Here is a 13,711-nt window from a genome sequence, read left to right on the forward strand (position 1 = left end):
GCCTTTCTTGTTCGAAGCGAGGCTGCGGATCAGTCCGCGGCTTCTTCTTTCTTCTCAGGCGCGGCGGGCTCGCCGGTTTCCTGATCGACGACTTTCATCGACAGACGGACCTTGCCGCGGTCGTCAAAGCCCAGCAGCTTGACCCAGACTTCCTGGCCTTCCTTCAGAACGTCCGAAGGATGGTTCAGGCGGCGGTTCTCGATCTGGCTGACGTGCACCAGGCCGTCGCGCTTGCCGAAGAAGTTCACGAAGGCGCCGAAATCGACGATCTTCACGACCTTGCCTTTGTAGATGGCGCCTTCTTCCGGCTCTGCCACGATCGCGTGGATCATGTCATAGGCCTTCTGGATGGCCTCGCCATTGGAAGAGGCGATCTTGATCACGCCGTCGTCGTTGATGTCGACCTTGGCACCAGAGGTTTCCACGATTTCGCGGATGACCTTGCCGCCCGAACCGATCACTTCGCGGATCTTGTCGGTCGGGATGTTCATGGTCTCGATGCGCGGCGCGTGGACGGAGAACGCGTTGGTTTCCGACAGGGCCTTGGACATCTCACCAAGGATGTGCATCCGGCCGTCCTTGGCCTGGGCCAGGGCTTTTTCCATGATCTCGGGCGTGATGCCTGCGACCTTGATGTCCATCTGCAGCGAGGTGATGCCGTTCTCGGTACCCGCAACCTTGAAGTCCATGTCGCCCAGGTGGTCTTCGTCACCCAGGATGTCGGACAGGATTGCGTAGGAGCCGTCGTCTTCGAGGATCAGGCCCATGGCCACACCGGCGACCGGTGCTTTCAGCGGAACGCCTGCGTCCATCATCGACAGCGAACCACCGCAGACCGACGCCATCGAGGAGGAACCGTTCGATTCGGTGATCTCGGAGACGATCCGGATGGTGTAGGGGAAGTCGGTTGCCGCGGGCAGAACCGCCTGCAGCGCACGCCATGCCAGCTTGCCGTGACCGATTTCGCGGCGGCCGGGGCCACCCACGCGGCCAACTTCACCAACCGAGTAGGGCGGGAAGTTATAGTGCAGCAGGAAGTTGGATTTGAAGTTGCCGTGCAGGGCGTCGATGAACTGTTCATCATCGCCGGTGCCCAGCGTGGTCACGACCAGACCCTGGGTTTCACCACGGGTGAACAGGGCAGAACCGTGGGTCCGCGGCAGCAGGCCGGTTTCCGAAACGATTTCGCGGATCTCGTCGGTCTTGCGACCGTCGATACGCTTGCCGGTTTTGACAACGTCACCGCGCAGAATGCCGGCTTCCAGTTTCTTCAGAGCAGAGCCGAGGTTGGAATCTTCCAGCTGCTCTTCGCTCAGCGCTTCCTTGATGGCTTCGCGTGCGGCGGCAACAGCGGCGGTGCGCTCCTGCTTGTCCGAGATCGCAAAGGCGGCGCGCATCTGCTCTTCGCCAGCGGCTTTGACCGCTTCATACAGCTCGGAGTAATCCGGTGCGGCAAAGTCGAACGGCTCTTTGGCGGCTTCTTCGGCCAGCGAGATGATCAGGTCCAGAACCGGCTGGATCTGCTCGTGGGCAAAGTTCACGGCGCCCAGCATTTCTGCTTCGGACAGCTCGTAAGCTTCGGATTCCACCATCATCACGGCGTTCTTGGTGCCGGCAACAACCAGGTCGAGACGCTGATCGGGGTTCAGGCGCAGGTCCTGCATGTCGTCGACGGTCGGGTTCAGAACGTATTCGCCGTCCTCGAAACCAACGCGGCAGCCGGCGATCGGGCCCATGAAGGGGGCGCCGGAAATGGTAAGCGCAGCCGAGGCAGCGATCATTGCGACGATGTCAGGGTCATTGACCAGATCGTGGGACAGCACGGTGCACATCACCAGAACTTCGTTCTTGAAGCCGGGGACGAACAGCGGGCGGATCGGACGGTCGATCAGACGGGCGGTCAGGGTTTCCTTCTCGGTGGGGCGGGCCTCACGCTTGAAGAAGCCGCCGGGCACTTTACCCGCGGCGTAGTATTTTTCCTGGTAGTGCACGGTCAGGGGAAAGAAGTCCTGGCCGGGCTTTTGCTGGCGGGCAAAGGTGACGTTTGCCATAACCGAGGTTTCGCCGAGGGTGGCAATCACAGAGCCATCTGCCTGGCGGGCAACCTTGCCGGTTTCCAGTGTGAGCGTTTCCTCGCCCCACTGCATTGATTTCTTCGTAACGTTGAACATGTCAGCATCCTAAGTGGGAGCACTCCCAGGCGTATCCCGGGTCTCCCGTTGTCATGGCGGCCCCATTGCCGCCGGCCCCCTCCATCTTTCTTTCGAGCGCCGGGGCCATGGCGCAACGTCTCAGATGCCCGGCCCATACATCACTTTGGCCCGGAATGAAAGAAAAACAGCTCGTGGAGACCTACAGGAAGGAGGTTCACGCCTCTGCGGCGCGTTTCAGCATTGCGGCCTCAACAGCGGCAAGGCGTGCAATGGCCTGCCGGTCGGTTCCGCCATCCTGTTTCACCTTCATCCAGATGCTGCGGCAAGAGCGCGGCGACCACGGCAGGGCAGCCTCTTGCATCCAGGCCCGCAGGCTGGGCGGCAAGCGGTCATACTCCGTCATCGCATTTCCGGTACGTTTGCGGATGGGCAGGCCGGTGGCGCCCAGATTGCGGCGTCGCGGGTGTGGCATAGGTGTCCTTCGAAATGCTGCTTCGATATGTAATAACATATCAAGTTGAAGCGGCAAGCTGCCGGTACTTCGGGACCCGGATCGCGCCCTTTCCTTGCCGGTGGGGCCATCGGGCGGTTAGCTTCGCCTGATGAGCAAAGACACGGACGACATTGAAATCAGCGACGCGATGGTCGGCGATATCCTTGCGACCGAGGTGCCGCAATGGGCTGGCCTTCCGCGGAGTCGCATCGAATCGTCTGGGACGGACAATTGCATGCTCCGTATCGGGGAGCAGATGGTTTTGAGGGTTCCGCGCCGGTGGTCGGCAGCTCAGTATCTGGCCAAGGAGTTGGACTGGCTGCCGCGCCTACAAGGTCTGCCGCTTGCGGTTCCGGTGCTGCGGTACCGGGGCTGTCTGCAGGATGATCTGCCCTTTGGCATATTCGACTGGATCGAAGGGGATCTCGCAAACCCCGCAAGGATTGCGGACCCGGTTGCGGCGGCGCAAAGCCTTGCGGATTTTCTGACGGCGCTGCACCGGACCGACACGGAGGGCGCACCCGTTGCGGGGGAGGCCAACAACCGGCGTGGCGTCGCGCTGCAGGAACTGACCCACGTGGTACATCCGGCCATCGGCATCCTCAAAGATGAGATCGACGCAACGCGCGCACGTTGCCTGTGGGACGCGGCCTGCGATGCCGGGTTTCAGGACCGACCCGTCTGGCTGCACGGGGATCTGAAGGCGGACAATCTGATTGCCCGGGATGGTACCTTACGGGGGGTGATCGACTGGGGCCTGTCGGCAGTTGGCGATCCCGCCGTCGATTATGCGGCGGCCTGGACCTGGGTGGACCAGGCGGCCCGCACCGCGTTTCGCGACCGTCTGGAACTGCAGGACCGCGCGTGGGTACGGGCTAGCGGCTGGGCGCTCTATTGTGCGGTCATTGCCCTCAGTTTCTATCGTGGCGGCAAGAATGAGGCGCTGTGCCGACAATCACGGCTGACCCTGTCCCGGCTGGATCTACTGCGCTAGGTGAATGGAGGGGATCGGTTAGCCGGGAAGCCCATCGATGGTTTCCGCAGTCTCAATCGCATCGGTCCAGGCCGCGCGGCTGGCGTAGCAGATGCGGGCCGTGGGCCGGATAGGGATCTCACTGTCCAGCGCACCTGCGGGCACGACCAGCAGGGCGCCATCCATCTGAAGCGTCGGCAGCGCTGATCCGCAGTCGGTGCAAAAGCTTTTGACGTGCTGTGTTTCAGGCAACTGGAAACTCTTGACCCTGTCCCACCCGGTTAGCCATTCAATCTCTGCCTGGGTGGAAAACAGATTGGCCGCATGCGCGGACCCGCTGTCCTTGCGGCAGCGCGCGCAGTGGCACAGGAAGAAGCTTTCGAATGCGCCGCGGATGTGAAACCGGACAGCACCGCACAGACAACTTCCCGAGCAGCTTCCCGAGGTCAGGTGTTCCATATTTCTGCTCTTTCATTGTCTGAGCTGGGAAAGCGCGCTTCACACGCAGTAAAACCCTACATCATGTGTCGGCAGCCGGTAAACGAGGGCTGGTGATGGGCCAACCACATCCCATCCGGTTCCCGCCAATAAAAAACGCCCGCTCCTTTCGGAACGGGCGCATGCATCGAAATGCAAATGTCGCGCTTAGCGGCGGATGCCCAGGCGCTTGATCAGGTCCTGGTAACGGGCCTCATCCTTGCCTTTGGTGTAGTCCAGCAGCTTACGACGCTGAGCAACCATCTTCAGCAGACCACGACGACCGTGGTTGTCTTTCTTGTGGGTCTTGAAGTGCTCGGTCAGGGTGTTGATGCGCGAGGTCAGAATGGCAACCTGGACTTCGGGCGAACCGGTGTCGCCTTCCTTGGTTGCGAATTCTTTCATCAGGCGTGCTTTTTCTTCAGCAGTAATCGACATCGGGGTCTCCTTTGAAAAGGTTAGAGAAATGGCGCAGGCCGGGATGTCGTCCAGCACAGGCCCATGGAGAAGTCCGCCGCGATTCCACGGCAGATGCGGGCGTATAGGCGGTTTTGCGGCAAAAAGCAAAGGAGATTCGCCGGTTCCCGGTTTTTCGCCCTTAGGCGTTCAGGCCCGGCGCCAGCGCGGGAAAGGATCGGGCAGATCCGTCAGCCTCTCCAGCGCATCGACATCGGGAACCGCCATCAGGCAGGCCTCCAGCTGTGCCTTCAGGGATGGCCAGTCGATCCCGCTGCCGATGAATACCAGTTCCTGCCTGCGATCACCGAAGGGGTCCTGCCAATGCGCCTGCAGGTATTCCTGCGCCTGGGCATGAGTGGGCCTGCGTTCTTCGGGAACTGTGGCCCACCATGTCCCCAGCGGCGCAACGCTGGACAGGGCACCGGCAAGCGAGAATTCCGCCACCCAATCGGGGCGGGTGGCAATCCAGAAATGCCCCTTGGCGCGGATCACGCCGGGCAGATCCGCATTCAGAACCCGGTGGATCGCCGCCGGATCAAAGGGCGCGCGGGCGCGAAAGACGAAGGACTGGATGTCATATTCATCGCTTTCGGGCGTGTGATCGGCAAAACCATAGAGTTCCTTGGCCCACATCGGGTGCTCATGCGCGGTTTCAAAATCGAACAGGTGGGTGTCGAGGATATCTTCTGGCGCGACCTCGCTGTGATCGACCTCGATAATGCGGGCATCGGCGTTGAGGCTGCGGATGATCTTGCGCGCGGCATCGGTGCGGACTGGGCCTGCGTCGGACACCTTGTTGAGGATCACCACATCGGCAAATTCCATCTGATCGGTCAGCAGGTGGACAAGGCTGCGTGTGTCCGCTTCGCCCATCGTCTCGCCCCGGTCGCCAAGCTGATCGTGGCTGGAGAAGTCATCCGGCAGGTTCACCGCATCGACCACGGTCACCATGGTATCCAGCCGCGCAACGTCGGACAGGCTGACGCCCGTCTCATCGCGGAAATCAAAGGTCGTCGCCACCGGCAGCGGTTCGGATATGCCGGTCGATTCGATCAGCAGGTAATCGAACCGGCCCGTTTCCGCGAGACGGCGTACCTCGGCCAGAAGATCGTCACGCAGGGTGCAGCAGATGCAGCCGTTGGACAGTTCCACGAGGGTTTCTTCGGTCTTGCTCAGCTCGGGCGTATTGGCGCGGACCAGATCGGCGTCGATGTTCACCTCTGACATATCGTTGACAATCACGGCGACGCGGCGCCCGTCGCGGTTGTTCAGCACCCGGTTCAGCAAGGTGGTTTTGCCCGCACCGAGAAATCCGGACAGCACTGTGACGGGAAGGCGAGAATCCTGCATGGTTTGCTCCAATTGTAATGTTATTACATAGCAATCACGAGAGAAGCAAAGGCGCAACCCTGCAAGCCGTCTGTCCGTGCCGGTTCAGGCAGCAATCTGATCGGTCAGCTGGGCAGCAGGTCGGCGAAGGTCGGATCGTTCACATCGACCAGTTGAATGTCCGAGGCCGATAGCGGCGCGGCACCACTCACGCGCAAGGCCTCGGTGCCGTTCACGCGGATTACCTGCTCGTCCGGGGCATCGGGATCCTGTTCCACGGTGATCTCCGGTTCCGATTCGGCGCCGGGGGACCAGAGAACCATGAGTTGGTCCTCTTCGGGATCATAATCGACCAGTTCGACAGGGGGCTGGTCGCCATCCGGGGCTCCGTCGATATCTCCGGCCATGATCAGATCGGCGCCGCTGCCCGCAGTGACGATATCCCCGGCTCCGGCAACCAATGTGTCATCGCCATCGCCCCCGTTCAGGAAATCGCTGGTGTCATCGTCATCGGCGCCCCAGACCAGATCGTTGCCCCGGCCACCGAACAGCGTGTCGTTCTGGGTGCCACCGCTCAGCGTGTCATTGCCATCGTTGCCATGCAGTGCGTCGCTGCCTTCGCCGCCGCTCAGCACGTCGTGACCCTGGCCACCGTGGGCCACATCCTCGGCGCCGCCGCCGGTCAGGGTGTCATTGCCGAAGTGACCATACAGCGTGTCATCGCCATCCTCGCCAGCAATGTGATCGTCGCCATCTTCACCATGCAGCAGATCACGTCCCCAGCCACCCACAAGCGTGTCATCGCCGTCGCCACCGTGCAGGACGTCATGGCCGCCGTCGCCAGACAGGGAGTCGTCGCCTTCGTTGCCGTCCAGCTGGTCATCGCCATCGCCACCGAACAGAATATCGGCCCAATCGCTGCCGGTCAGCAGTTCGGGTTCATCGGTGCCGGACAGGTTGAGCCCATCCGTGGCACTGTCGGTGCCGTCACCGGTTTCGCCATCGGTGGTCGTCCCGGTGTCGCCGCTGCCACTGGCAGAGCCGTCATCTGTAGCGGTGCTGTCCAGGTCGTCGGGGTTCAGAAATTCGGAAGGCGGCACGATGACGGCTCCGGTGTCCTCACCGGAGCCTTCGCCCGCTGCCTCATCCGAGTCGTCGGTGTCGTTCAGATCGTCGTCACCGCCGCTGAAATCCACAAACATGGCCCCGCCAACAGCCACAAGACCAAAAAGGCCGGCCAACCAGAGCATCGGCCCCACTCCTTACGCAACAAATTTCTATCCCTGAGTATACTCTCGCACAATTAAGGATTTGCCTCCAAACAAACCGGGAACATCGGTTAACGAAATAATACCGGGGTCGGCGCCTTTGGGATCATGCCCAGGGTTGCGGCTGCTGGCTGTACGCGATGTAAAGCGGGTGTTTCGGATGGCCGTGTTTGCTGAGGCCAAGGTGAAACAGAGGCTGTCCGGTGGCCCTTAGCGCATTTTCAATGCGGGAGCCTTGATCGCGGTGGGCGCCATGGGTGCCCCAGGCACAGATGATCTGATCGGCCCACTCCGCGCCGGACAGGATCGCGGCCTCATTCTCGGGCCCCTCGGGATCCTTGGCGGCGCGCATCACCCGCGGGTCAGTGGCGCGGATGGCAAAGATATTGGTGGCCCGGAAGCCGCCAAACCCCAACGTGCGCGCCCGTCTTTCGCAGCGTTCGATGGTCGGGTCGTTCTGCACCTCGGTCGCAGTCGAAGGGTTCAGCATCACGAACATCACCTTTGCCCCCTTTGGATCCCAGACGCGGGTCAGGCTATAGCGATAGATCTCGCAATCCGAATAGACGGCAGTCGAGGGCGCGTCGCCCTTTGTATGGCTGCGGGTGATCATGGGGCAGGGATGCCACGCTGCCCCCAGAGGGGCAAGCGCGGGCGTTACTGGTTGAAGACGCGGCTCGGGTGCAGCTCACCCGCCTTGTAGATGCCGACGGCGACGGCCTTTCCGTCAATCGAGGCCCAGGCTTCATCGCCGTACTCCACATCCGAAGCCAATACCATGCCAGGGTTTCCGTTGCGCAGGCGGGTGGCGCCCTCGGGCGTGCATTTCAGCTCGGGCAGGTCGGCCAGACCTTCCTCCAGCGGGCGCAGATGGCTGTCGAGCTCTGGGGTGCGCTGCATCCGTTCGATCTCTGCCAGCGACAGACCATCGGCGGCGTCAAACGGTCCCGACCAGATGCGGCGCAACTCCTTAACATGGCCATGACAGCCAAGCGCGGCACCCAGATCGCGCGCGATGGAGCGTACATAGCCGCCCTTGCCGCAGGTCATTTCCAGCACCACATGATCGGGATCGGGGCGGTCCACCAGCACCAGTTCCTCGACCCACAGGGGGCGGGCGGCGATCTCGAAATCCTCGTCGCCATCGCGGGCAAGTTTATAGGCACGCTGCCCGTCGATCTTCACGGCCGAGAATTTCGGCGGCACCTGCATGATCTCACCGATGAATTGACCCAGCGCGGCCTTGATTTCCTCGTCGGAAGGGCGCGCGTCGCTCTGGGCGATCACCTCGCCTTCGGCATCGTCGGTGTTGGTCGCCTGCCCCAGCCGCACGGTAAAGGTATAGGCCTTCAGCGCGTCGGTGATATAGGGAACCGTCTTGGTTGCCTCACCCAGGGCCACGGCCAGAACACCCGTCGCCTCGGGGTCGAGCGTGCCCGCATGGCCGGCCTTCTTGGCCTCAAGCGCCCAGCGCACCTTGTTCACGACTGCGGTAGAGGTCAGCCCTGCGGGCTTGTCCACTACCAGCCAGCCGGAAATATCGCGCCCCTTGCGTTTGCGTGCCATGCCTGTTCCTCGATGATGCTGAAAGAGGCGCGCGGGGTAGCGCAGCCAGAACAGCCTGTCAATTGTGCCGGATCTGTTGTGGCGCCATTTCTATGCCCAGTTTATGCTCAGGCGGGCTGCACGGCGGCTATTCGACGACGCCCACCACCGGCCCCATCGAGAACCCGGCATCCGACCGGCCCATCTGGGGTGCGTGCAGGCGCGAAATATTACCGTCAAAGTACAGCGCATTGGGCAGCTTCAGGTAGTCGCGGAACAGGCTGCCGAATTGGTGAAACGTCACCGCATTGCGCGAGATGACAAAGACCGCGCGCTGCCCGTCTGCCGAGGTGCCGACACCGTTGCGCACGTAGTAGGAGGTCGAATCCGGCAGGAACCGTGGGTGCAGCTCTCCGTCGATCACCAGCATCGGCCCCGACTGGGTGGCATCGCGGCAGCTGGTGCCCTGATCGCGGAATTTGAGCGTTTCGATCACATCGGCGCGGTTATCGTTGATGCAGAAGATGCCATTCGGCAGCAGGCCGAAATTGCCGGGGCCCGCATTGGGGACAAGCCGCATTTCCTGCTGGCCATCCTCGACATAAAGCCCGACCGGAGAGCGGTCGGCGTGATACATTCCGGCGTTGGTGGCAAAGGAGAGGGAATTTCCCTCTTTGCCGAGGTCGGCATCGATGGCGGCAAAATGGCCGTAGGGTTTCCCCTCTGCGTTCCGCAGGAACAGCCGCAACTCTTCCTTGCCCGCGTCCACTTCGCAGATGGTGTAGCGGCTGCCATCATAAGAGGCGTCACGGCATTCGACGGCTGCGGCGACCGAGGCCGACAACCCCAGGCAAAAGGCGGCAAGCGCAACTGCCGCCCCCAGGATCAATCGTCGATATCGCGGCGCACCGCGTCCTGGTTCAGCATCCGGCGGGTGTCATCCATCTGATCAAAGGTCTGATCCAGCTGGAACCGCAGATCCGGCGCGTATTTGAGGCCGAGCTTCTTGCCCGCCATGCGGCGCAGCTCACCCTTGTTGCGGGCCAGCAGCTTCAGCACCTCGTCCTGCCCCTTGCCACCGAGCGGCAGCACATAGGCAGTGGCGATCTTCAGGTCGGGTGAAATGCGGACCTCGCCCACCGTGATCGACATGCGGTTGAGTTCGGGGTCATGCACATCACCGCGCGCCAGCACCTCGGACAGGGTGCGGCGGATCAGTTCGCCGACGCGCAGCTGACGTTGAGAGGGGCCGGGGCCATCGTGGAATTTGTTCTTTGCCATATCTTCGATCTATGCCGAAAGCTGCCCTTTGCCAAGACGTGCGCAAGACGGTAGGACAAAACCAGCAAAAGAACGAAGCGCCAGCCAGCGAAAAGGATCGGGCCAATGACTCATAAACCGGGGATCGTGATTACCGGAGCATCCGGGCGTATGGGGCAGATGCTGATCAAGACGGTTCTGGACAGCGACAAGGCGACCCTTGTGGGCGCGGTGGAACGCAGCGGTCACGATTGGGTCGGCCGCGACGTGGGGGAAGCAATGGGCGGCGTGCCTGTGGGTGTCACCGTCACGGATGACGCGCTTGAGGCTTTTTCCAAGGCGCAGGCGGTGATCGATTTCACCGCGCCCGAGGCCACGCTGGAATTTGCCGCCCTTGCTGCGCAGGCCCGCGCCGCGCACGTGATCGGCACCACCGGCATGACGGATGAACAGATCGCCCAGCTGGCGCCCGCCGCGCGTCACGCGGTGATCGTGCGTGCGGGCAACATGTCCCTTGGCGTCAACCTGCTGGTGCAGCTGACCAAGAAGGTCGCCGCCGCGCTGGACGAGGATTTCGATATCGAGGTGATCGAGGCGCACCATCACCACAAGGTCGACGCGCCTTCCGGCACCGCGCTGATGCTGGGCGAAGCCGCCGCCGAAGGGCGCGGGGTCAATCTGGCGGATGTCTCGGACCGGGGCCGCGACGGCATCACCGGTGCGCGTAAACGCGGCGATATCGGCTTCACCGCGATTCGCGGTGGTGACATCGTCGGGGAGCATGACGTGCTGTTCGCCGGTGCCGGAGAGCGCATCGTGTTGCGCCACATGGCCACCGACCGCGCCCTGTTCGCCCGTGGCGCGCTGAAGGCGGCGCTGTGGGGGCAGGATAAATCCCCCGGTGAATACGACATGATCGACGTTCTGGGGCTTTGACACCGGCCTGAACCTGCGGCGCGGTCAGGCCATGGGGTGGCAACATGACAAGGCCGTCGCCGTTATTACCCCTTCACAGTTTTTGAAAATCAGATTGCGAATAAAGGGGCTGGAGAAAACTATGGTTTTTTCATGGAAGTATTTGAGGGTCTTCTACGCATCTTTGTTTGTGTATTGCGGCTTGTTTACAAGTGCCCTGCATGCAGATGAGCAGGTTCGTGTGCGGCTGTTTTCGCCTCCGCCAAATTTGATGAGCTACCTATTTCGCCTTGACGAAACCGAAGTCTTCTCACGGGAGCCGGGGTGGGTCGCGACCGAGGATGTTGACTTGTTTGTAGTCTTTACGTCCGACTTCCAGGATCTGGATTTTGTACCAGAGGTTTTTGCTCCTCCGCTTCAAGTTTTGGCTAGAGATACCGAGAAGTTGACCAGCGGAAACCAGCTCATCACTGGAGTGACTTTGAAGCGAGTTTTCGGGGATGACTGGCCACTTTCGGCTGAAAGCAGTTTGATGTTCCTACAGGTCGAAATCTTGAAGCAGCGGATGAAGCAATCCGTTTCCACGCCTGACATCTCAGGTGACGAACGAGAAAAGCTAGAGGAATGTATGATGGCTACGATGATCTTGGGCGCCTATGATGCGCGCTTCACTGGCGAAGTGAATCTTGCTTTGCCATCTTGCGCCGGATTCATTTTGGCCGATAGGTGATTTCTAATTTTTGAAGAACAAGGAATGAGAGCAAAGGCCTTTTCAGGCGGGTCTGTGAACCTTGACTGATCATGAACAATCGCCAGAAAGCCTGCCGATCCCCGTCAAGAACCTAACACAGCTCTTCAAACCCTTCGGTTGCCTCTGCGATAGAGGCTTCGAACTGTTCGATCATCGGCATGACGATCGGCTCCACGTCCTTTTCCCAGACGGGGCCGTCATAGAAGGCCGCCTTGATCCGCTCGCGCTCCTCCATTGATGGAAATGCTCGCAGCCAATGCACTACGTCGGGATCCTCAAGATCGCGCACCGGGCCAAAGACCAGCATCCCGGCATCGCGCAGGGCCGGGCGGTTCACGGTCTCGAAGAACCGGATAAACTCTTCGCGCTATCCGGTTTTCAACCGGTAACGGCGGATTTCTAAGATCATTTGCAGTCTCCGGCTTTGAGAAACATTCGGGCCAGCCATCAAAAATCGATGGCGATGCCTTTCTTTTCCCAGTCGCCATAGCGGGCGGGGTCGGGGCCGTCGCGCCCGCCAAGCTCGGTCGGGGGTGGTGCCTTGGCAGCTTCGGCCTTGCGGCGCTCTTCGGCTTCGGCCAGGGCGCGCTTGGCTGCGGGGGGCAGGTCTTTTTCTGCGGGGCCTTGCGGCGTGGTCTCGTCGCTCATCGCGGGTTCCTTTATGCTTGGGCCATGATATACGCCCCTGTCCGGCGGGAACAAGCCGCCGCGATGCAACGTCCCTCTGACCCCATGCTGGCCTTGCGCCGCCATAGAAAGCCGAGACCCGATGTCCGACAAAGCCCCCGATGCGCTGCAGGCCCGCAGAACCACGATCTATCTTCTGGATCAGGTGCTGGGCGAAGGGCGGCTTCTGGCTGAGTGTTTTGCGGCGGGCGCCCTTGAAAAGCTGCAGCCGCAGGATCGCGCACGCACCCAGCGGCTGGCTCTGGAAGTGCTGCGCAGCCTAGAGCGCGCTGACCGGATCCTGCAGAAACACCTGAAAAAGAAACCACCGCTGACGGTGATGAACGCGCTGCGCCTTGGCACGGTCGAGCTGTGCTCGGGTGGCGCGGCGCATGGGGTGGTCAATGCCATGGTGACCATCGTGTCGAAACACCGCCGCCATGGTCAGCTTAAGGGCATGGTCAACGCGGTGCTGCGCAAGGTTGCCGATCAGGGGCCTGCGGAATGGGCCAAGCTGCGCATCCCCCGCCTGCCGAACTGGCTGCGCAAACCGCTGGTTCAGGCCTGGGGCGCCGAGGCGGTGCTGGGCATGGAGGCCGCGCATTTTGCAGGCGCGCCGCTGGATATCACCGCCAAACCCGGCGCAGACTTGTCGGCGCTGGGCGGCGATCTCATGCCCACCGGGTCGCGGCGTCTGGCCGATGCCGGTCAGGTCTCGGCGCTGCCGGGGTATGAGGCCGGGGACTGGTGGGTGCAGGATGCAGCCGCCGCGCTGCCCGCGCAGATGCTGGATGTGCAACCCGGCGAACGGGTGCTGGATCTCTGCGCCGCACCGGGCGGAAAGACCATGCAAATGGCCGCAGCCGGGGCGCAGGTGACCGCCGTTGATGCTTCTGCCGGGCGGATGGAGCGTTTGCGCGAAAACCTTGCCCGCACCGGGGTGAGCGCGGATCTGATTGTGGGCGATGCGCTGGAGCAGGCCGGGCAATTCGATGCGGTACTGCTGGATGCGCCCTGTTCGGCCACCGGAACGATCCGGCGCCACCCGGATCTGCCCCATGCCAAGGATGGCAGTGAATTCGGCGGGCTCATCGAATTGCAGGCTCAGATGCTGGCCCATGCCTGGGATCTGGTCAAACCCGGCGGGCGCATGGTGTTCTGCACCTGCTCCCTGTTGCCGGATGAGGGCGAATGCCAGGTCGAAGAGGCGCTTGAGATGTTTCCGGACATGACAGCCGACCGCGAGTGTTTTGACGGTCTGGGCACCGATCCGGCCTGGATCACCGAGGAAGGCGGCTTGCGCCTGCGTCCGGATTACTGGGCGGATCGGGGCAGCATGGATGGGTTTTACATGGCGCTCTTGCGCAAGGCGGGCTGATCTTTAGCCCACCAGAACGCACACTGATTCTGCCCGGCGGGGCA

General features: G+C 61.8%; 16 protein-coding genes. 4 read left to right on the forward strand and 12 right to left on the reverse strand.

The annotated features are described in order from the left end of the window. Positions 1–29 precede the first annotated feature (29 nt). Entirely contained in the window at positions 30–2,171 is a 2,142-nt protein-coding gene (gene pnp / locus AAFO90_RS01335) for a polyribonucleotide nucleotidyltransferase (RefSeq protein WP_274833058.1), read from the reverse strand. A gap of 196 nt (positions 2,172–2,367) precedes the next feature. Then, positions 2,368–2,625: a DUF6525 family protein gene (locus AAFO90_RS01340; protein ID WP_065271820.1), complete on the reverse strand. Its 258-nt coding sequence runs from the start codon at positions 2,623–2,625 to the stop codon at positions 2,368–2,370. A gap of 130 nt (positions 2,626–2,755) precedes the next feature. Here AAFO90_RS01340 and AAFO90_RS01345 point away from each other — a divergent pair, with 130 nt between their 5' ends. Further along, positions 2,756–3,640 carry an aminoglycoside phosphotransferase family protein gene (locus AAFO90_RS01345; protein ID WP_347508255.1) on the forward strand — a complete coding sequence of 295 codons (885 nt, stop codon included), beginning with the start codon at positions 2,756–2,758 and terminating at the stop codon, positions 3,638–3,640. A gap of 18 nt (positions 3,641–3,658) precedes the next feature. Here AAFO90_RS01345 and AAFO90_RS01350 read toward each other — a convergent pair whose 3' ends face one another. The 8 genes from AAFO90_RS01350 to rbfA all read right to left on the reverse strand — a co-directional run bounded on the left by AAFO90_RS01350 (position 3,659) and on the right by rbfA (position 9,978). Continuing rightward, the gene (locus AAFO90_RS01350) at positions 3,659–4,078 is read right to left on the reverse strand and encodes a GFA family protein (protein ID WP_347508256.1); all 420 of its coding nucleotides are present in this window, start codon (positions 4,076–4,078) and stop codon (positions 3,659–3,661) included. A gap of 186 nt (positions 4,079–4,264) precedes the next feature. Further along, a complete protein-coding gene (rpsO, locus tag AAFO90_RS01355; RefSeq protein ID WP_019295116.1) occupies positions 4,265–4,534 on the reverse strand; it encodes a 30S ribosomal protein S15 in 270 nt (89 codons plus the stop codon). A 168-nt stretch (positions 4,535–4,702) separates the two neighbouring features. Then, positions 4,703–5,905: a GTP-binding protein gene (locus AAFO90_RS01360; protein ID WP_347508257.1), complete on the reverse strand. Its 1,203-nt coding sequence runs from the start codon at positions 5,903–5,905 to the stop codon at positions 4,703–4,705. Between the two features lie 104 nt (positions 5,906–6,009). After that, positions 6,010–7,134, reverse strand: coding sequence for a calcium-binding protein (locus tag AAFO90_RS01365; RefSeq protein ID WP_347508258.1), 1,125 nt, complete (start codon positions 7,132–7,134; stop codon positions 6,010–6,012). 124 nt (positions 7,135–7,258) lie between these two features. Then, the gene (locus AAFO90_RS01370; RefSeq protein WP_347508259.1) at positions 7,259–7,765 is read right to left on the reverse strand and encodes a DUF1643 domain-containing protein; all 507 of its coding nucleotides are present in this window, start codon (positions 7,763–7,765) and stop codon (positions 7,259–7,261) included. A 44-nt stretch (positions 7,766–7,809) separates the two neighbouring features. Beyond that, complete coding sequence (truB, locus tag AAFO90_RS01375) at positions 7,810–8,718, reverse strand: tRNA pseudouridine(55) synthase TruB (protein ID WP_347508260.1); 909 nt, start codon at positions 8,716–8,718, stop codon at positions 7,810–7,812. Positions 8,719–8,845: 127 nt separating this feature from the next. Beyond that, complete coding sequence (locus tag AAFO90_RS01380) at positions 8,846–9,586, reverse strand: phosphodiester glycosidase family protein (protein ID WP_347508261.1); 741 nt, start codon at positions 9,584–9,586, stop codon at positions 8,846–8,848. Further along, a complete protein-coding gene (gene rbfA / locus AAFO90_RS01385) occupies positions 9,583–9,978 on the reverse strand; it encodes a 30S ribosome-binding factor RbfA (protein WP_065271812.1) in 396 nt (131 codons plus the stop codon). Before rbfA ends, AAFO90_RS01380 begins: the two co-directional genes overlap by 4 nt. Before the next feature lie 105 nt (positions 9,979–10,083). On the opposite strand from rbfA, the gene dapB reads away from it, so the two are divergent. Together dapB and AAFO90_RS01395 are read left to right on the forward strand one after the other, a co-directional pair. Continuing rightward, positions 10,084–10,893: a 4-hydroxy-tetrahydrodipicolinate reductase gene (gene dapB, locus AAFO90_RS01390; RefSeq protein ID WP_347508262.1), complete on the forward strand. Its 810-nt coding sequence runs from the start codon at positions 10,084–10,086 to the stop codon at positions 10,891–10,893. A gap of 31 nt (positions 10,894–10,924) precedes the next feature. After that, complete coding sequence (locus tag AAFO90_RS01395; RefSeq protein WP_347508263.1) at positions 10,925–11,602, forward strand: hypothetical protein; 678 nt, start codon at positions 10,925–10,927, stop codon at positions 11,600–11,602. 112 nt (positions 11,603–11,714) lie between these two features. On the opposite strand, the gene AAFO90_RS01400 is transcribed toward AAFO90_RS01395, so the two are convergent. Next, complete coding sequence (locus tag AAFO90_RS01400) at positions 11,715–11,960, reverse strand: hypothetical protein (protein WP_347508264.1); 246 nt, start codon at positions 11,958–11,960, stop codon at positions 11,715–11,717. Positions 11,961–12,070: 110 nt separating this feature from the next. Continuing rightward, positions 12,071–12,271, reverse strand: a complete 201-nt coding sequence (locus AAFO90_RS01405) for a DUF1674 domain-containing protein (protein WP_347508265.1) — start codon at positions 12,269–12,271, stop codon at positions 12,071–12,073. Positions 12,272–12,392: 121 nt separating this feature from the next. On the opposite strand from AAFO90_RS01405, the gene AAFO90_RS01410 reads away from it, so the two are divergent. Beyond that, positions 12,393–13,667, forward strand: a complete 1,275-nt coding sequence (locus AAFO90_RS01410; protein ID WP_347508266.1) for an RsmB/NOP family class I SAM-dependent RNA methyltransferase — start codon at positions 12,393–12,395, stop codon at positions 13,665–13,667. Positions 13,668–13,711: the final 44 nt, after the last annotated feature.

Source organism: Phaeobacter sp. CAU 1743 (genome assembly GCF_039839315.1).
GTDB classification, from domain to species: Bacteria; Pseudomonadota; Alphaproteobacteria; order Rhodobacterales; family Rhodobacteraceae; genus Phycobacter; species Phycobacter gallaeciensis_A.

Coding starts and splice junctions, on each gene's coding strand:
- AAFO90_RS01395 (WP_347508263.1), top strand. CDS start 10,925: ATGGGGTGGCAACATGACAAGGCCGTCGCCGTTATTACCCCTTCACAG.
- AAFO90_RS01350 (WP_347508256.1), bottom strand. CDS start 4,078: ATGGAACACCTGACCTCGGGAAGCTGCTCGGGAAGTTGTCTGTGCGGT.
- AAFO90_RS01370 (WP_347508259.1), bottom strand. CDS start 7,765: ATGATCACCCGCAGCCATACAAAGGGCGACGCGCCCTCGACTGCCGTC.
- AAFO90_RS01365 (WP_347508258.1), bottom strand. CDS start 7,134: ATGCTCTGGTTGGCCGGCCTTTTTGGTCTTGTGGCTGTTGGCGGGGCC.
- dapB (WP_347508262.1), top strand. CDS start 10,084: ATGACTCATAAACCGGGGATCGTGATTACCGGAGCATCCGGGCGTATG.
- rbfA (WP_065271812.1), bottom strand. CDS start 9,978: ATGGCAAAGAACAAATTCCACGATGGCCCCGGCCCCTCTCAACGTCAG.
- AAFO90_RS01360 (WP_347508257.1), bottom strand. CDS start 5,905: ATGCAGGATTCTCGCCTTCCCGTCACAGTGCTGTCCGGATTTCTCGGT.
- AAFO90_RS01340 (WP_065271820.1), bottom strand. CDS start 2,625: ATGCCACACCCGCGACGCCGCAATCTGGGCGCCACCGGCCTGCCCATC.
- AAFO90_RS01345 (WP_347508255.1), top strand. CDS start 2,756: ATGAGCAAAGACACGGACGACATTGAAATCAGCGACGCGATGGTCGGC.
- AAFO90_RS01410 (WP_347508266.1), top strand. CDS start 12,393: ATGTCCGACAAAGCCCCCGATGCGCTGCAGGCCCGCAGAACCACGATC.
- AAFO90_RS01405 (WP_347508265.1), bottom strand. CDS start 12,271: ATGAGCGACGAGACCACGCCGCAAGGCCCCGCAGAAAAAGACCTGCCC.
- pnp (WP_274833058.1), bottom strand. CDS start 2,171: ATGTTCAACGTTACGAAGAAATCAATGCAGTGGGGCGAGGAAACGCTC.
- truB (WP_347508260.1), bottom strand. CDS start 8,718: ATGGCACGCAAACGCAAGGGGCGCGATATTTCCGGCTGGCTGGTAGTG.
- rpsO (WP_019295116.1), bottom strand. CDS start 4,534: ATGTCGATTACTGCTGAAGAAAAAGCACGCCTGATGAAAGAATTCGCA.